The organism is Chondromyces crocatus (genome assembly GCF_001189295.1).
Taxonomy (GTDB): Bacteria; Myxococcota_A; Polyangia; order Polyangiales; family Polyangiaceae; genus Chondromyces; species Chondromyces crocatus.
In genome coordinates this window covers 6,804,133-6,821,657 of the sequence record NZ_CP012159.1, presented here as the reverse complement: position 1 = coordinate 6,821,657, position 17,525 = coordinate 6,804,133, and the positions used below count along the sequence as shown (strand labels likewise).

Sequence of the window (17,525 nt, the reverse complement as noted above, 5' to 3'; positions counted from 1 at the left end):
CTAGCGCCGCGGGACGGAGGGGCTCTGCGCGAGCCACGCGGCGAGGCGCTCGCGCGCGGCGCCGTAGCCGACCTCGACGATTTCATCGAAGGGGCGGACGTCGAGGTAGTGGAACTGGTTCACGGGAGGCTCGATGTAGAGATCGCTCTTCCGGCGAATTCCCTCGATGTCCCTGAGGGTGGGCAAGAAGAAGCTCCGCAAGACATAGTCGGTGAGGCCGGGGGTCCGGCGTCCCGCGCCAGGAAGGAGCCGCTCGGCCAGGCGCTGGAGAGGCTCGCTCGGGAGCACCATCCCACTGGCCATGGTGGTGTCGAGTGTGTTGATGACGTTGACGGCGATGATGTGGCCGCAGCCTGCCTCGACGGCATGGTGCACGGGCAGGTTGTCGAGGAGGACGCCGTCGGCGAGCAGGTCGTCGCCTTCGACGATGGGAGGGAACACACCCGGGAGCGCGCTGCTCGCGAGGACTGCCCGCCACACGGGGCCGCGCCGATGCACGACGGGCTGAGCCCGGATGAGGCTGGCGCTGACGCAGCGGAAGGGGAGCCAGAGATCCTCGACGCCGCGGTCGCCGAACGTGGCGCGCAGGTGCGCTTCGAACCAGCGGCCACCGCAAGCCGAGGTCACGGGCAAGGTCCAGTCGAAGATCTTCCAGCTTCCGAAGCCGCGCTTCGTGGATGCCCGGGCCGCTGCCGCGGACAGCCCGAGCGCGAGCTGTGAGCCGACGATGGCGCCCATGCTGGTGCCACAGACGAAGTCGACCGGGACTTGCAGCTCTTCGAGGGCGCGCAGCACGCCGAGGTGGGCGAGCCCTCGGGCAGCGCCTCCCGAGAGAGAGAGGCCCACGGCTTCACCACAGATGAACCGGCGCAGGCGCTTGATGTCCGGGCGCACGCCGAGGCGGACGTGGTGATGCAGGTCGACGTCGAGCGTATCCAGCCAGGGTCCTGCCGGAGAGGGCGCCACGGCGTCGTCGGGGTGAACGAGCGCGAGATCGCGGCGGCGGCGGGCGTGGGTGTCGGTGCGGTTGGCGATCACCTCCGACCAGGGGAGGCCTCCCGGAGATGCGGTGCCGACGCCGACGAACAGGATGCGATCCGCATGGCGCAGACAGCGACGGGTCCAGGCTTCGTCCTCGGCGTCGCCCACGAGCAGCAACGTGTCGCCCGTCGCCTCCTGGGCCTCCAGCCAGCTGGCCACCCGATCGTGAGGTCCGAGCGGGCCGATCGTCGCGGTCCCGAGGGCTTCGCGCACATGCGTCGCGTCGATGACGCGAAGGCGGCGCGCGCCCGGGAGTTCGGTGAGCCGGGTCGACAGCGCCCGGACGGGCGCCCCTGGGCATGCAGGCACGACGGCGATCACCCGCTCCAGCACCTTGGATCGCCGCCCCTGAAGGAGATCGTGGAGGCGCTCGATCAGGAGCCGGTTGAGGGCGAGGAGGGCCGCAGGGTGCTGCGGGATGAGCTGACGGAAGTCGCTCTGATCGAGGCGCAGGAGCACCGAGTCGCGGAGCGCGCGCACGGTGGCCGAGCGGCGCTCGTCCGAGAGCAAGGCCATCTCTCCGACGGGTTCACCCGGGTAGACGTGACCGACCATGCGTTCGATCCCGTGCTCCGTCGTGGTGACGACCGAGAGGCGGCCGGAGATGAGAAGGTAGAGTGCGTCGGCGGGAGCGCCTTGCTCGCAGACGGCCTCGCCCGCCTCGACCATCTCCCACTCTGCAGCTTCGGCGATGCTGCGCAGCACGCCGTCGTCCAGTGAACCGAGGACCCGCGTGGAGCGCAGCGCAGCGACGGTGTCGTCGAGCGGGCGCGGGCCGAGCGATGTGCCCATCTCATCGCAAGGTATCCGTGTCACGTCGCGACAGACAAGCGTGCCTCGGGACGTACGACACGTCGGTGTGTGGGTAGGGTCCCACCCTGGTGTCCTTCGTGTTCCGCTTGACGCCTGAGCCCGCCTCTCGTCCGATGCGCCCGAAAGGAGCTCACGATGGCGGAAGGCCTGGGAATTGAAGACGTCAAGGAAGGCACCGGAGAAGAGGCCCGGGCGGGTCACCAGGTGACCGTTCACTATGTCGGTACGCTGACGAACGGGAACAAGTTCGATGCCTCACGGGATCGCGGACCGCAGGGCTTCAGCTTCAAGCTGGGTGCCGGCCAGGTGATCAAGGGCTGGGACGAGGGGGTTGCTGGCATGCGGGTGGGTGGCGTCCGCAAGCTCACGATTCCCCCGGAGCTCGGCTACGGGGCGCGTGGGTTCCCCCCGGTGATCCCCCCTGGCTCCACGCTCCTCTTCGAGGTCGAGCTGCTCGCGGTCAAGTAGCGGCCGTACAGCGATGGCGCGACGAGGTCGTCGCGCCCCGGTGCTTCGCTCCGACGAGGGGAGCCGCCGTCCGGCGGCTCGGGATATGCTTGGTGTACCGAGCACGACATCCCCGCTCTGGAGCCGTTCATGCCCAACCCAGGTCGTAGAGGTTGCGCACTCGTCTTCGCCGCAGCGCTCGCGGCGCTCCAGTGCGCCTGTGCGCAGCAGCTGTCTCCGCGCGTCCACGAGGTGCCTCGGTTGCTCGCCGAGGCGCGTGCAGAGGGATTGCCAGCGGACGACCCGCTCGCGCTCTCGGACGACATCAAGGCCTCCGTGGCGAAGCACGTGCGCGCGAGCGGGAGCGCCCGAGAGCGGATCCGTCTCCTCGAGGACTACCTCGAGTCCAGAGTCCGCTTCGAGTACGCCTCCAACCGCACGCTCACGGCGACCGAGGCCTGGCGCGCCGGCCGTGGTGATTGCATGGCCTTCACCAACCTGTTCGTCGCCCTCGCTCGCCACGTCGGTCTGAACGCCTATTTCGTGCACGTGCGCGAGGTGCAGGACTACTACGAGCGGAGCGGCCGGTTCTTCGTGTCGTCCCACGTGGCGGTCGGCTTCGGCAGCGGCCCTGATGCGCGCGTCATCGATTTCTCGCGCGAGCTGAGCGCATGGCGTGACATGAGCGACTGGCGGCTCGCTGCGTACAAGACCATCCGCGACGTGGAAGCCGTCGCGCTCTACTACAGCAACACGGCGGTGGATCGCATGCTCGCGGGCGCGTCGGACGACGCCGAGCGGTTGTTCCGCTTCTGGCTGGGCCGAGCACCCACGGTCGCCGAGCTGCACAACAACTTGGGCGTCCTGCTCAACCGGCAGCGCAGGTTCGACGAGTCGCTATCGCTTCTGGAGGGGGCGCTGCGTGACTTCCCGACGTTCAAGCCGCTCTACACGAACGCGATCGTGGCAGCGCGCGGGGGCGGCCAGCTGGCGCGCGCGCAGGAGCTGGTCCGACGCGGTGAGGCGCTGGAGCAAGATGATCCCTTCTTCCGGGTAGTCCACGGGCTCACGCTGTACCAGATGGAGGATTATCGCGGAGCGGTGCGTGAGCTCGAGCGAGCACGCTCGGACCGACCCGAAAGCGTGGCGATTCTGGCGTGGCTCACGCGCGCGCATTACCGCGCCGGTCAGTCCTCACGGGGAGCAGAGACGTTCGCCGCCGTGCAGCGGCTCGCCCCTCGTTCTCCCATCGTGCAGCAGCTCGTCTCGGAGTTTCCTCACCTCGCTCGGCGAGGAGACGGCAACCCCGAGCCACGGGAGAGCGAGAGGAAGTGAACGAACTGCCGGTGTACGCACCCCTGTCCCGCGCGAGGCGATGAGGTGCGTGCGGATGCGGTCCAGCGCTCCTCTCAGAGCTTGATGGGCGCTCCGCACTCGACGCAGAAGTTGTTCCCGATGAACAGCTCGTAGCCGCAGTTGACGCAGCGAGCGACGCGCACCTCGACGGGCTTGCGGCGCCGTGAGGAGTCGCGCGACGACGGCGTGGCGTCCGCGCGGTTGGAGACCGCCACGTACCGACCGGCTGATGCGGGAGGTCGGTCGGCGTACTGAGCCAGACTGGACGGAGGGGAGCCCCAGGGAGCGCGGTGCGTGTCCTCTCGCTCCTGGCCAGGTGTCGGGGGGGCAGAGGGGATGTCTTCGGCTTCGAGCGAGCCATCCTCTTCTTCGTCGATCTCGGCGGGAGCTTCTCGGTCGGCAGCTCCGGCGCTGGCGGGCACCAGCATGCCCAGTTCGTCGAGCTGGTACGTCGGCGCTTTGTGCTCTGGAGCCGGCTCTTCGTTCTGATCGTCGATGCGGATGATCAGGGCGGAGATGTTGTCCGTGCCGCCGGCCTCGTTGGCCATCGCGATGAGCAGCTCGCACGCTTCCTGTGGCTCGCGGGTGAACTCGAAAACGTCGAGGATCTGCTCGTCGTTGATCATCCCGCTCAGGCCATCGGAGCAGAGGAGGAAGAAGTCCCCCGGCTGGACCGGCTCGGTGCGGATGTCGACCTTCACCGCGTCCTTCATCCCGAGCGCGCGCGTGATGATGTTCTTCGGGAGGCGCGCCAGCTCTTCGGGGGTCAGGTCCGGCTTGAGCGCGAGGGCGTCGTTGATGAGCGAGTGATCTTTGGTGAGCTGCTCGATGCTGCCGTCGCGGATGCGATAGCAGCGGCTGTCACCGACGTGGCCGATGTGGATGTGATCCTGCGCGACGTACGCGGCGACCACCGTCGAGCCCATGCCTTGGTGCTGGCTGAAGGTGTTCGATATGACGTGTACGTCGTGGTTCGCTTTCCTGATGCCAGCGACGATGCGACGTGCTTCGGGATCGAGCCCGACTTCATCGGGTGCGGGGCCTGGTAGGTCTCCGGTCTGCGTCGCTTCGAAGAAGTTGTCGAGCGACGTGGCCGCGAGCGCGCTCGCCACGTTGCCTGCGTTGTGCCCACCCATGCCGTCAGCGACCACGAACAGGCCTAGCTCCGGCCGGACGAGGACGTGATCCTCGTTGTGTTTGCGCTGGCGACCGACGTCGGTCACGGCGGCAGCAGCGGGTCGGGTGCAGCCGCTCGTCCTCATCTCGCCCATTCGTCGCGGATTATACTGATCTGGACGGGTGGACCGCCTAGATTCCTGTGAACGATCGCGCTGGTGCTGCCAGGTAGGAGGCGCCGGCCACGTCCGAGGGGGGGGCCTCACGCCCGCTGGAGGCCGTCGCCGGCTTGGTCTCGGTCCGGTTCGGGGGTGTCAGTCGCTGCCGCACCGGATCGAGCGCGATGCGGAATCCAGCGTTGAACAGGCCATAGGTGGAGCGCCCGAGGCCCGCGGGCCGGACGAGGTAGGTCCCGACGTCGACACCCAGGTACAGGCCGAGCCCCAGCCAGGGGAGGGGGTAGAAGTCACCCCCGAGGGCGATGCGCGCGGCATCGATACCGTGAAGTACGCCACCATTGAAGGCGAGCCGGCTGGTTTGCGCCTGACCTTCGAACGAGGATCGCCGGTAGCCCGCGGAGTAACTGAGCCACGGGTCGAACGCGAGGCCCTGGGCCAGGTGGTAGACGAGCCCCAGCCCCAGGTCGATGCTCTGCCCGGAGCACTCGTTGCAGCGGGCGGAGCCAGAGAAGAGCGCGTAGTTTCCGGTGATCTGCAGAACACCGGAGCGCCCGAGGCCGATTCCCGTGCTCGCCCCGAAAACCACCCCTGGCCCGACGACCGTGCTCGCCGGGAGGTCGACCGCCAGGTTGCCGAACGGGACCGCGAGGCCGATGTGGGGCTGGAGGAGCCAGTGCCCTGCGCGCTGGTCCGGGGCAGGAGGTCGCTTGATGCCGACCTCGGGCCCTTCCTGCTCGTCGGCGTCCGCGGCCTCGGCCTGCGCTTCGAGCGCATCCTCCGGCTCCTCGGGCACCTGGGCGAGCGCCGTCCCTGGCATGCACGGCCACGCCGCCGCGGCGAGCCCGAGCACGGGCAGAGACCAAGTGGTGGAGCGCGATCGCACAGCAGGCCTCTAGAACAGGCTCGCCGCCAACGCAAACAGGACCGGCGCGTTCCGCCACGCAGGTCCTGACTTCGGGCGCGCAACCGAGGGACGACCACGCCCGATAACCCGGATGAGTGTCCCATGAGCGATCCTGCACCCCCTGTCCAACCTCTGGTCCAACCTCTGAACGAAGGCCCCGGGTCCGAGCATCCGCTGCCTCGGATCGTGCGTTCCCGCGACGCCACCTGGGGAACCGGCGATGACGGCGAGGCCCTCACCACCGTGTGGCTGCAGGTCGAGGATGGAGCGTCCGAGAAGGTGACGTCGCTGCGAGCATCCCTGGCTCCGGGCAGCACTCTGGTGCTCGGGAGCGGGCCTGCTGCCGGTGTCCAGGTCCGTGATCCCACCGTCAGCGCGCGCCACTGCCTGGTCGCCCATCGCGGCGATGCCATCGAGATCTCGGATCTAGGGTCCAGGAATGGGGTCCGCGTCGGTGGTGTGCTGGTGAAGCTGGCGCGTCTCCAGCCGGGCTCGTGCGTCGAGATCGGCCACACCCTCGTCCGGGTCGATGTTCCTCGCGCGGGCGGGACGATCAGTGAAGGGCCTCCCCTCGAGCAGCTGGTGGGGCGCTCGCGCGTCATGCGCCAGCTCGCGGCGTCCGTGCGCAAGATGGCTCCGCTGCGGTTGCCCGTCCTGCTTCGTGGGGAATCGGGCACGGGCAAGGATCTGATCGCGCGGGCCGTCCACGAGGAGAGCCCGCGCGCACGTGCACCGTTCATCACCCTGAACTGCGCTGCCATCGCGCGGGAGCTGGCCGAGTCCGAGCTGTTCGGACATCGCCGGGGGGCCTTCACGGGCGCGCTCCGCGATCGCAGCGGTGCTTTTCAAGCGGCCGACAAGGGCACGCTGTTCCTGGACGAGATCGCCACGCTCTCACCGGAGCTACAGGCCAAGATGCTGCGCGTCGTGGAAGAAGGGACGGTGCGTCCGCTCGGCACCGATGCGGTCGTCAAAGTGGATGTCCGCCTGGTGGTCGCGACCTGCGAGCCGCTGGAGACCCTGGTCACGGAGAAGCTGTTCCGCGCCGACCTTTACGAGCGGCTCGCCGTATGCAAGCTCATCGTCCCTCCTCTCCGAGACCGCCTCGAAGACATCCCGCTGCTCGCACGAGCGCTGCTCGCGACCTCCGAGCTGGGCTCCTGTGAGCTGTCGTCGGGAGCGCTGGCGGCGCTGCGCGCCCACCGCTGGCCCGGCAATGTGCGCGAGCTGCGGAACGTGCTCGTCCAGGCCACGCTTCTCGCGAACGGAGGGCGGGTGATGCCAGAGCACATCCTCGCCGTGTTCGCAGAGCGAGCCCCTCCGCAGAGGCGAAAGGTGACGCCGCTGGACGCCTTGCGTCTGTTCGCAGAGGTCGGTGGGAACGTCAGCGCGGCTGCTCGGAGGGCGGAGCTGCCGCGCTCCACGATGCGGGATCTCCTGCGGAGCGCCGGCGCTCTCTGAAGAGAGCGCGCGGGCGGTGCATCAGAACGTGCCGCCGACGCCGAGGCCAGCCTGATCCGGGGAGATGAGCGGGGCGATGGAGGTGACCCGCGGGGCGATGAGCGCTGTGGAAGGCGCCTTCTTCGGATACCAGTCGATCATGGCGTACGCCGCTGTGCCGACGACGCCGAGCCCGAACACGACCCAGCCGGTCACCGCGAGCGCGTAGCGGGTGTCGTAGGTGTCGATCCGGTCCTGCAGCGCGGCGCACGCGGTCCGGAACTCGGGGAGGGCGCCCGAGGGGTTGCCGCTGGAGCCGCAGTAGCCGCGGGTCCGGCCCATCGTGGAGCCCGGGTTTTTGACGGCGTGCTCGCTCATCTGCTGAGCGATGGCATCCGCGGCGCTGCTCGAGTCGGATGCCAGGACCGAGAACACCGTGCCCGTGATCAGGCCGACCCCAGCGACACCCGTCCCGACCCAGGCGATGGGCTTGCGCTTGTACCAGTCCAGGATGGGCTCGCGCTTGCCCGGGCCGGTGTCGCCCTTTGGACTCGTCGGCGCGAGGACGAAGGAGCCGGACGCACTCGCCGTGCTGGCGTCGTTCGCGTTCGGTTGCGTGGAGGCAGGCGGCGCTGCTTCTTGTGTGGGGGAAGATGAGGGAGGAGGCGGCGCTGGTGTGGTGGCGGGGCGGCTGACGGGTACCGGGGCAGGGGTCGGTGCGCCGGCCACGCCCAGCACCAGGTTGGCCGCGGCCGCGGCGGCAGGGCGAGCGTCGACCTGCGTCGAGGTCGACTTGCCCCCGTAGCTCGCGGCGACCGTGTGCTTGCCCGGCTTGACGAAGACGGGATCGAGCAGCGGAGACTTGCCGACCACGGTTCCATCGATGCTCACGTCCGCCCCGGTGGCGTCGATGATCACGATGATGAAGCCCGCCTTCCGCTTTGCGTCGTTGATGCCCTTCTCCGCTGCCGCCTTCTGCTCGGGGGTCACCGCCTTGTGCTCACGGAGGAACTGCTGGAGGTGGTTTCCTGCGTCGTCAGCATAGCCAGCGCGGAGCTCGCTCTGGCCGAGGTTGAGCAGAACGGCAGGGTGACGCTTCAGCGAATACGCTTGCAGAAAGGCTGCCCGCGCGTCCTCGAAACGCCCCGCATCGTAGGCCTTCACGCCGTCCTCGTAGCGCTGGCGGGCGACCTCGGTCACCGCGTCGGCCTGCTGGGCGAGGCTCTCACGCTCGGCGAACGGCAGGGAACCTTGCCCCAGCTCGGTGAGTGCAGCGGGGAGAACGAACGAAAGGAGAAGGGCGGAGGCGCCGACGCGTAGCTTCATGGATCCTCGTCATCATAGGAGCGATGGTCGCTCGGTGCGTCCATCGAAACGCAGACCTGTCGCGCCCTCGCGGTGAGGGCGCATGGCTCAGAACGGGGCGTCGCGGATGATTCCGCCGGTGCCCTTGGAGCCCCCGCTGCTCGGAGTCGATCCCTGCTTGGGGGTCGCGCTCTGCTTCGGGGGGGAGGGTTTGGGGGCGACGGCTGCGGGCGGCTTGCTGGCCGGGGCCGGCTTGCTCGCGGTCGCTGGTTTCGCAGCAGCCGTCGTGGTGGCCGTGGGCGCAGGTCGCTGCGCCACCGAGGGTTCGGCCGTCGCCTTGGGCATGGCGGTCGTTCCCGCGCCGGGGGCGGCGCTGGTGATGGAGGCCGATGGGGCCGCAGCCGCTGCCGTGGGCGAGCCGCCAGCTGGAGCGGACTCTTGCGCGTGGATGGCTCCACTGGAGGCCATGGGCGCGGTTCCCTCGTGCGGAGCGATCGGCGCGCCTTCCTCCTTGGAAGGCGGCGCCGTGACACTGGGAGGCGACGCCGTGGCGGCGAGCGACGTCGGCGTGGTGGCCTCGGCGCCGCGGTGAGGCTCGGCGAGGGGAGGGGACTGCGCCTCTGTCCCGTCGTCGTTGCTGCGGAGGAGCGCGCGCCCCCCGAGGAGGACACCAGCCATCGCGGCTGCGGCAGCGAGGAGCTTGAGCACGGCCCCCGCCCCCGTGCCATTCATCGGAAGCTCGATGGGATCGTCGCCCGACACGCGCGAGGTGCCGCTGGACGTGGTCGGACCGCTCGTCGTCGCTTCCCGACCTCCGCTGACCCTGGCGACGGTCGCAACCACCTCGTTCGCGATCGTCGTCTGGGTGTCCGTTGCAGGGCTTACCGCGTCGTCTTCAGCCGCTGGGGTGTCCAAGGCCGTCGCTTCGATCGGCACCACGGGGGAGACCTGAACGGCTGGCTCCGGCCCTGCTTCTGCGAGCCGCGCCGCTTTCGCGGATGCCTCGTCCCCGTCAGGCGCGACCGCCGTGGCGACCGCCGGACCTCGCTCCGGGTCGCTCTGTGCAGCCCCGAGACCTTCGTCTCGTTCCCAGGAAGGAATGATGAGCGCAGCGAACCGCTCGGCGTCTTCGGCGGAGAGCGCCCCGTCATGCGCAGCGACCGCTCCTGTCTGTCCACCCATCGCCGGTGCGCACCTTATCACCCGCCAGGCAAACGCCGCAATGCTGCGGCGTCAGGACCTCAGCGCCCGAAGTCGCGCTGCAGCTCGCCGTGCCAGCTGTCGGCGACCTGACTCACGGTGGCGACCAGGTCCTCGAACTCTTCGTAGTCGAGGGCCGACAGCCGCCGGAGGCTGCGCACCACCACCTCGTCCCGCGCCCGGTCGATGGCGAAGGCCGCGTCGGAGGTCTGGACGAAGCTCGCCTCCAGCAGCCTCCGGTACAGCGCCTCGACCCCGGTGAGCGGGACGGGGATCACCGGGGCGAAAATCATGAGCACGCCCCGGTCTTCCAGCACGTTGATGCCCACGACCGCCTCGCCGTGGAGGAGCTGCGCGTAGCCGCCTTCGTCGAGCTGCTGGGGCTCCTGGCGTCGCTGCTGCGCATATCGAAAGAGATACGCGTTGACCATGGTCGAAGCGTCGGCAAACTTCTCCCCGGACAGGCGGTCGGCGTAAATGGGCTCAGACATGGCAGATGACGTGGGATCGGACACGTGAAGCCTCCGGCGGATCTCGGCGTCTCGACGCGGCGCCATCGTATCGCTCCATGCGCCGCGGTGATCATCGTTTTTGCGGCGATGGCGTGCGGCAGCGCCGAGGGGCCGGCAGGAACTGTCGCCCCGACGGCCGAAGAAGAGGCTCGCGCGCTGCTCGCGCCGGAGGCGGTGCTGCCGCCACGCGCAGAGACGGTGGCGCTCGCCGACAGCGTGGCCATCGCGTCCTCGCGCGCTGGTACCACCGCGCGTGGCGCGGAGCTGGCCCTGCTGGCGGCGGAGCTCAGGACCCGGCTCTTCCGGCTGGACCACGCGAAGGCCGACAGCAGCGAAGCGCTGGAACTCTACGGCGCGGCTGCCACTGCCTTCCAGGCCGTGGGGGCGGCCGAGGCTGCTTGTGATGCCGAGCGCCGTCGCGCTCTGCTCACGGGGGAGGTGAGCCAGGACGCCTCGGTCACCTACCGTGAACTCTACCTCGTCTCACGGCGACACGCGGCGCTCGCCAGCCGCCGCGCCGACACCGCAGCGGCCCCGGCCGAGGGGGCTCCGCCTGCGCGCTCGGCCTGCCTCGGATCCATCGACGTCGCGCTCGCGCAGTCCGTCGCTTACCGTCCGTCGGGCGACCAGATGCGCGCGCTCGAGGAAGCTGGGCATCGGGTGGAGCAGTCCGTGCTCGCGTCCACGCCCACCTCCGCGTCGGCGCAGCCGATCGTCGCCAGCAGCGCCGCCCCCTCTTCGCTCACCGAGCCGGCCCCCGGCGGCCCCGTGGTGCTCACGACCGCAGATCCTGCCGCCGATCTCGTGCTCGCCCCCCGCGTCGTGAGCAAGCCGGCGGCGACGCTCAAGATCGCTGCCATCGAGCGGTTCGGCTCCGAGAAGGCCGCGCGGGTCATCATCCAGCTCACCGCGCCCGCCAGGTTCAAGGTCGGCGCGCTCCCCGCCGACGAAGCGGCCGGCAAGGACGCCCGCGTGTTTCTCGACATCGCGGGTGCGACCGCGCGTGGCATCGCCAAGGAGATGGAGGTCGGCGGCGCCCTCCGGCGGATCCGGGTCGGCGCCCAGCCCGATGGATCGCGCGTCGTCCTCGACCTGGCCGCGTCGCTCCACCGGCGCATCTACTACCTGCCCGACCCCTTCCGCATCGTGGTCGACGTGAGCACCCGTCCTCCCGCGCGGGCAGAGGGCACGGCCGAAGGCCCGAGCCAGCGTGAAGTTCGCCGCGTCGTCCTCGACCCGGGTCACGGTGGCGCGGACTCGGGCGCCGTCGGCCCGACCGGGCTCAAGGAGAAGGACGTCACGCTGGACATCGCCCACCGTGCCGCCCCGATCCTCGCGCGCGAACTCAAGGTCGAGACGCTGCTCACCCGCGACACCGACACCTACGTCCCGCTCGACATGCGGGCCGCGCGCGCGAACGCCTTCCACGCCGACCTGTTCGTCTCCGTGCACTGCAACGCCAGCGAGGACGGCGTGGCCCGCGGCGTCCAGACGTTCTCACTCGATCCCGCCCGCAACCCCGATCGACTCTCGGTCCGTCTCGCCGCCCGCGAAAATGCGGCGGGGCGTGGTGCGCTCGTCGCCACCCATGAAGCCGAGCTGAGCGCCATCGTCTCTGGCCTCAACGTCGGCGACCTCGCGGATCGATCCCGCCACCTGGCGGTCCTCCTCCAGCGTGCTGCGCTCGCCTCCCTCGGCCCTCGCTATCCGGAGACGAAGGACCAGGGCACCAAGACGGCCAGCTTCTACGTTCTCGTGGGCGCCGACATGCCGGCCGTCCTCTTCGAGACCGCGTTCATCTCCAACCCCGAGGACGAAGCGCGGCTCGCCACGGCGGACTTCCGGCAGAAGATGGCCGACGCCGTCGTGAATGCGGTCCGCGCCTTCCGTGAGGGAAAGTGACCCGAGCTCAGGACCGCTCCAGCCCCATCAGCCGCTCCAGCGAGTCACGCAGCTCGGCCATCTCCCCCTTCTTGATGAAGTCGTACGCGCCCGCCTCCGTGGCGCTCTTCTTCATGTCCTCGGCCTCGGAGTAGACGATGCAGCGGATGTGCGAGGTAGCCTCCAGCGAGCGCATCCGCTCCAGGCAGCGCAGCCCGTCGAGCCCTGGCATCTTCACGTCCAGGATCATCGCGTCCGGCTGCAGTGAACCCACGGCCACCAGCGCGTCGAACGGGTCCTGGAAGGTGGTCAGATCGAACCGTTTCGACAGCACTTTCCGCAGGGAGGCGAGCACGGCCGGGTCCTCGTCGACGACCACGACCTTCGGCTTGCCCTGCCGCAGGACCTCGGGGATCGGGTAGCCGTACTTCCGGAGAAAATCGAGCACGTCGAGCCTCCTGAACCGGAGGTGACGCCCTGGCGTCCGGAAGTGCCGGATCTCTCCTTTGTCGGCCCAGTTGTGGATCGTTTTCAGGTCGACCTGACAGAAACGCGCGACGTCGCTCGCCGTGAACAGCTCGGGGATCTGCTGGGTCGTCGGTTCTTTGGGGTTCGGGTCCATGGCTTTCTCGACTCCTCGGATCAGCGGTTGCCGGGCGGGGGTGGGTCTTCACTCACGAAACGCCCCTCGCGGAGGACGTATCGGATGGGCCCTGCGGCGTACCGCTCGCGGATCTCGTGCGATGGATCGCCAGGCAGTGCCAGGTACGGAGGATCTCCCGCCACGAAGCGGGGACAGATGGGCGAAAGGCTCTGCTGACCGGCGAGCGCGACGGCCTCGCTCATCCGGGAAACAGTGGCCAGCAACTCCAGCGTGTGGGACGTGGGCGGCGCCAGGAAGATCGTCCCGCGCGTGGCGCGGTCGAGGACTTCGACCGGAGTTGCCCAGAAGCTCATCGTCGTCTCGTGATCATCATGGCGTCCCACTTGCCCCTCGGGGAGCGGGAGCAGGAAAAAACGGGCATCGAAGCGCCGCGCTTCGGCCTCGGGCGTGATCCAGCGCGCCCAGGGCGTGAGCTGCCCCAGATCGAGCCGCAGCTCCCGACGTGCGAGCTCCTCCTCGAGCTTTGCGCCACCCGCGATCTGTCGGAGGATCGAGGACACCTCGCTGTCGGGCAGCGTCCCTCCGACCACAGGCAGGATGGCTCCCTCCTCGAGCGCCTCGCGGCATGCGGCCACCGAAAGCGCCCGCGCCGGAGCGCTCGCGCTCGCAAACACCTGGGCCCTCGTGGAAGTGGCGGTGGCCCGGGTCGCCCACGCCTCGGTCCCATCCTCTGGATCCACCTTGCCGCCCGGGAAGACCACGGCTCCGCCCAGGAAGGCCGAGCGCGCATGCCGGAGGACACAGAACACCTCCAGCCCGTCGCCCCCCTCTCGAAGCGCGATGACCGTGGCGGCGTCTCGCGGTACCGCAGGAATTCGCGTCTGATCGAAATCTAGCAATCTAGGAGAAATATCTTCCATGTGAGCTGTCTTCCGTCAAGTTGTCCTGGCTCTACGGCTGGGCAAGCAAACTCGAAACACCGGCTGATCGAAGTGACTCAGGAGAGGCCTTGCGCGTGTATGCGCAACGCCCCGACCCGGACATCCATCAGGCCTCTGGTCGCGGGAACACGCAGCAGCCTCGCGCTGGCGGTGCCGTGCGCACGCCACGAAATTCCGCGCCCTGAAAGCGCGGGGGTCTTCTACTCTCCTGACGTAACCAAGCGCCGCAGCGCACATCGAATGCGCTCGCGGAGCAAAACCCAGGGACTCCAAGGCCCTGGGGAAGCCCCAATGCCGGAGGGCGTCAACGACGCGAGAGGACACATGAACAAGGTCCAGCTCAAGAAGTTCAAGAGTCTGCTCGAGGCAAAGCGCGACGAGATCCTCAAGAAGGCGCAGCAAACGCTGAACGAGGACATGGCGCTCGACGCGAACGATCTCCCCGACGAGATGGACCTGGCGTCGAGCGAGTACCTTCAATCGTTCACGTTCCGCCTCCGCGGCCGTGAGAAGTCGTTCCTCGACAAGATCGACAAGGCGCTCGCGAAGATCGAGGACGGCACCTTCGGAAACTGCGAGGAATGCGAGGAGGAGATCACGGTCAAGCGCCTCGAAGCGCGTCCGGAGACCACCCTCTGCATTCGCTGCAAGGAAGACCAGGAGCGTGTCGAGAAGGACTACGGCTGAGCGAGACGGCCTCGAATCCGGCGCCTGAGAAGGCGCTCCCACCCCCCTGACTCCCGCCGGTCCATCGACCGGCGGCGACATCGGTCACTCCAGAACAGCGCTCTCGAAGCGTCGGGCGTGTGCCGGCGTAGCACGGCCCGACGCCGCTTCGCGCTCACTTCGCGCGGCTCGCCGTGCGTCCCTTGGCGCTCGAAGAGGCTGACTTCTTGCGACGACCGAGCACCTCGCGCAGGTACTGGCCGGTGTGGGACGCCTCGGTCTGCGCCACTTCTTCCGGGGTCCCCGTGGCGATGATGCGCCCGCCGCGCTCGCCGCCTTCCGGCCCCAGGTCGATCACCCAGTCGCTGCACGCGATCACATCGAGGTTGTGCTCGATCACCAGGACCGTGTTCCCCGCGTCGCGCAGGCTCATCAAGCTGGCGGTGAGGACCTCGATGTCCGAGAAATGCAGACCGGTGGTGGGCTCGTCGAGCACGTAGAGCGTGCGCCCCGTGGCCTTGCGGGCAAGCTCGCGCGCCAGCTTGACCCGCTGCGCCTCACCGCCGGAGAGCGTGGTCGCCGGCTGTCCCAGGGTGATGTACCCCAGGCCCACGCGGGCCAGCGCGGTCAGGCGCTCGCGGATGCGCGGAATGGTTTCGAACTGCTCGATCGCTTGCTCGACGGTGAGCGCCAGCGCATCGGCGATCGACATCCCTCGGTAGAGCACCTCGAGCGTCTCGCGGTTGTAGCGGCGGCCTCCGCAGGTCTCGCACGTCACGAAGATGTCGGGGAGGAAGTGCATCTCGATGCGGAGCACGCCGTCACCCTGGCAGGCCTCGCACCGACCCCCCTTCACGTTGAACGAGAAGCGGCCAGCCTTGTAGCCGCGGGTGCGTGACTCGGGGAGCCCGGCGTAGAGCTCGCGCAGCAAGCTGAACACGCCGGTGTACGTCGCCGGGTTGGAGCGCGGCGTGCGCCCGATCGGCGCCTGATCGATGGAGATCACCTTGTCGATGTGCGACAGGCCCTCGATGCCGTCACAGGCGCCCACGGGCGCAGAGCTCCGGTAGAGTTCGTTCTTGGCCGCGGGCAGCAGCGTGTCGACGATGAGGCTCGATTTCCCCGAGCCGGACACGCCGGTCACGCTGCAGAACAGGCCGAGCGGGATCTCGGCCGTGACCTCGCGGAGGTTGTGCGCCCGCGCGCCCACGACCCGGATGAAGCGACCGTCGGGGCGCTGTCGTTTCGTGGGGATCGGGAGCTGCTTCTTGCCGGACAGGTACGGGCCGGTGATCGAGGCTGGATCCTCGGACAGCTCGTCGGGCGTCCCCTGGGCGACCACGCTACCGCCGTGTACGCCGGCGCCCGGGCCCATGTCGATCACGTGATCCGCGGCGATGATCGCGTCACGATCGTGCTCGACGACGATGATCGTGTTCCCGAGATCGCACAGGCGCCGTAGCGCCTCGAGCAGCCGCGTGTTGTCGCGCGCGTGGAGGCCCACCGAGGGTTCATCCAGCACGTAGAGGACCCCCACGAGCGCCGCGCCGATCTGGGTGGCGAGGCGGATGCGCTGCCCCTCGCCTCCGGAGAGCGTCTGCGCAGAGCGATCGAGCGTGAGGTAGTCGAGCCCCACGTCGATGAGGAAGCCGAGGCGCGCGATCACCGCGCGGAGGAGGGGCTCGGCGATCGCCCGCTCGCGCGGCATGAGCTGCGTCTCCCCGTCGCCGCTGCCCTCCGGCATCAGCCCCTCGAGGAAGCCCCGCAGCGTGCGCAGCGCCAGGGTGCCCACCTGCGCGATGTTCATGCCGCCGAGCTGCACGGCCAGCGCCTCGGGCCGGAGCCGCCGGCCATCGCACACGTCGCACACCCGGGTGACCACGAACCGCCCGAGTTCGTCACCGAGCGCGTTCGTCTCGTCCTCGAAGCCGTCGTCCTCGTCGTCGGCGCTCTGGACCTGCGCCTCGCCGCTCGCGAGCTGCTTCTCCAGCCGCGGAATGATGCCCTCGTACGCTCCGCGCTTCTTCCCGCGTCCGGCTTGCGCCTCGGAGCCGTGCAGGATCGCCTCCCGGGTGGCGGCCGGCAGCTTGGACCAGGCCACGTCCGGGTTCGCGCCCAGGGTCGTCACCGCCCGATCCGTCTCCGTGGCCAGCCGGAGCGACCCGCGTCGACCCCAGGCCACGACGGCGCCCTCGCGCAGCGTCCGGCGAGGATCGGGCACCACCCGTTCCGGATCGATGCGCGTCCGTGCGCCGATCCCGTCACACGCCGGGCAGGCGCCGTGCGGGCCGTTGAACGAGAACATCCGCGGCTCGATCGGCGGCAGCGAGATCCCGCAGTCGATGCAGGCGAAGCGCTCGCTCATCCAGAGTGGCTCGACCTTCGTCCCCTCGCTGGAGATGTCGACGAGCAACCGACCTTCGCCGAGCTTCAGCGCAAGCTCCACCGAGTCCGTGAGGCGACCCTTGATCCCCTCCTTGATCACGACGCGATCGATCACCACGTCGAGATCGTGGGGCCGGCTGCGATCGAGGACGAGCTCATCCCCCAGATCGACGACCTCGCCGTCGATGCGCGCGCGGACGAAGCCCTCTCGCCGCAGGCGCTCGATGTCCAGCTTCAGCTCACCCTTCCGTGCCCGCGCGATGGGCGCGAGGATGGTGGCGCGTGCGCGCTCCCCCAGATCGAGGATCCGGTCCACGATCTGTTGCACGGTCTGCGCCTCGATGCGCTTCCCGCACGCGGGGCAGTGCGGGGTCCCGACCCGGGCGAAGAGCAGCCGCAGGTAGTCCGATATCTCCGTCACCGTGCCGACGGTCGAGCGAGGGCTCTTGGCGAGCGCTCGCTGCTCGATGGCGATCGCCGGAGACAGTCCCTCGATCGACTCCACGTCCGGCTTGGAGAGCTGCTCCAGGAACTGCCGCGCGTACGCCGAGAGCGACTCGACGTAGCGACGCTGTCCTTCTGCGTAGATGGTGTCGAACGCCAGCGACGACTTGCCGGACCCGCTCGGCCCGGTGATCACCACCAGCTTGTCGCGCGGGATCGACACGCTGACGTTCTTCAGGTTGTGCTGCCGGGCACCTCGGACGATCAAGCGATCCATGGGTGGGTGGAGAG

The 17,525-nt window shown here is 69.1% G+C and carries 14 protein-coding genes; 5 read left to right on the top strand and 9 right to left on the bottom strand.

The genetic code is table 11. The features are described from left to right. A complete protein-coding gene (locus CMC5_RS24845) occupies positions 1 to 1,833 on the bottom strand; it encodes a patatin-like phospholipase family protein (protein ID WP_050432756.1) in 1,833 nt (610 codons plus the stop codon). Positions 1,834 to 1,989: 156 nt separating this feature from the next. Between CMC5_RS24845 and CMC5_RS24840 the strand changes: the two genes are divergently transcribed. Continuing rightward, positions 1,990 to 2,322 (top strand): FKBP-type peptidyl-prolyl cis-trans isomerase, encoded by a 333-nt coding sequence (locus CMC5_RS24840; RefSeq protein WP_050432755.1) that lies wholly within the window; start codon positions 1,990 to 1,992, stop codon positions 2,320 to 2,322. Between the two features lie 129 nt (positions 2,323 to 2,451). Continuing rightward, positions 2,452 to 3,636 carry a tetratricopeptide repeat protein gene (locus CMC5_RS24835; protein WP_050432754.1) on the top strand — a complete coding sequence of 395 codons (1,185 nt, stop codon included), beginning with the start codon at positions 2,452 to 2,454 and terminating at the stop codon, positions 3,634 to 3,636. 74 nt (positions 3,637 to 3,710) lie between these two features. Here CMC5_RS24835 and CMC5_RS24830 read toward each other — a convergent pair whose 3' ends face one another. Further along, positions 3,711 to 4,919: a Stp1/IreP family PP2C-type Ser/Thr phosphatase gene (locus tag CMC5_RS24830; protein WP_245677735.1), complete on the bottom strand. Its 1,209-nt coding sequence runs from the start codon at positions 4,917 to 4,919 to the stop codon at positions 3,711 to 3,713. Between the two features lie 46 nt (positions 4,920 to 4,965). Then, positions 4,966 to 5,802 (bottom strand): hypothetical protein, encoded by an 837-nt coding sequence (locus CMC5_RS24825; protein ID WP_050432752.1) that lies wholly within the window; start codon positions 5,800 to 5,802, stop codon positions 4,966 to 4,968. A gap of 240 nt (positions 5,803 to 6,042) precedes the next feature. Here CMC5_RS24825 and CMC5_RS24820 point away from each other — a divergent pair, with 240 nt between their 5' ends. Beyond that, the gene (locus CMC5_RS24820) at positions 6,043 to 7,317 is read left to right on the top strand and encodes an FHA and sigma-54 interaction domain-containing protein (RefSeq protein WP_245677734.1); all 1,275 of its coding nucleotides are present in this window, start codon (positions 6,043 to 6,045) and stop codon (positions 7,315 to 7,317) included. 21 nt (positions 7,318 to 7,338) lie between these two features. Here CMC5_RS24820 and CMC5_RS24815 read toward each other — a convergent pair whose 3' ends face one another. From CMC5_RS24815 to CMC5_RS24805, 3 genes are all read right to left on the bottom strand, one after another. After that, positions 7,339 to 8,622, bottom strand: coding sequence for a tetratricopeptide repeat protein (locus CMC5_RS24815; RefSeq protein ID WP_050432750.1), 1,284 nt, complete (start codon positions 8,620 to 8,622; stop codon positions 7,339 to 7,341). A gap of 87 nt (positions 8,623 to 8,709) precedes the next feature. Next, positions 8,710 to 9,783: a hypothetical protein gene (locus tag CMC5_RS24810; protein ID WP_050432749.1), complete on the bottom strand. Its 1,074-nt coding sequence runs from the start codon at positions 9,781 to 9,783 to the stop codon at positions 8,710 to 8,712. A 59-nt stretch (positions 9,784 to 9,842) separates the two neighbouring features. After that, positions 9,843 to 10,292, bottom strand: coding sequence for a CesT family type III secretion system chaperone (locus CMC5_RS24805; protein ID WP_156338851.1), 450 nt, complete (start codon positions 10,290 to 10,292; stop codon positions 9,843 to 9,845). A gap of 24 nt (positions 10,293 to 10,316) precedes the next feature. Here CMC5_RS24805 and CMC5_RS24800 point away from each other — a divergent pair, with 24 nt between their 5' ends. Further along, positions 10,317 to 12,215: an N-acetylmuramoyl-L-alanine amidase gene (locus tag CMC5_RS24800; protein WP_245677733.1), complete on the top strand. Its 1,899-nt coding sequence runs from the start codon at positions 10,317 to 10,319 to the stop codon at positions 12,213 to 12,215. Between the two features lie 7 nt (positions 12,216 to 12,222). Here CMC5_RS24800 and CMC5_RS24795 read toward each other — a convergent pair whose 3' ends face one another. Both CMC5_RS24795 and CMC5_RS24790 read right to left on the bottom strand, forming a co-directional pair. Further along, positions 12,223 to 12,816 (bottom strand): response regulator, encoded by a 594-nt coding sequence (locus CMC5_RS24795; protein ID WP_050432748.1) that lies wholly within the window; start codon positions 12,814 to 12,816, stop codon positions 12,223 to 12,225. Between the two features lie 20 nt (positions 12,817 to 12,836). Further along, positions 12,837 to 13,697 carry an NUDIX hydrolase gene (locus CMC5_RS24790; RefSeq protein ID WP_050432747.1) on the bottom strand — a complete coding sequence of 287 codons (861 nt, stop codon included), beginning with the start codon at positions 13,695 to 13,697 and terminating at the stop codon, positions 12,837 to 12,839. A 366-nt stretch (positions 13,698 to 14,063) separates the two neighbouring features. Here CMC5_RS24790 and CMC5_RS24785 point away from each other — a divergent pair, with 366 nt between their 5' ends. Continuing rightward, positions 14,064 to 14,426, top strand: a complete 363-nt coding sequence (locus CMC5_RS24785; RefSeq protein ID WP_050436104.1) for a TraR/DksA family transcriptional regulator — start codon at positions 14,064 to 14,066, stop codon at positions 14,424 to 14,426. A gap of 154 nt (positions 14,427 to 14,580) precedes the next feature. Here the strand turns inward: CMC5_RS24785 and uvrA are convergent, their stop codons facing one another. Next, entirely contained in the window at positions 14,581 to 17,511 is a 2,931-nt protein-coding gene (gene uvrA / locus CMC5_RS24780) for an excinuclease ABC subunit UvrA (RefSeq protein WP_050432746.1), read from the bottom strand. Positions 17,512 to 17,525 lie beyond the last annotated feature (14 nt).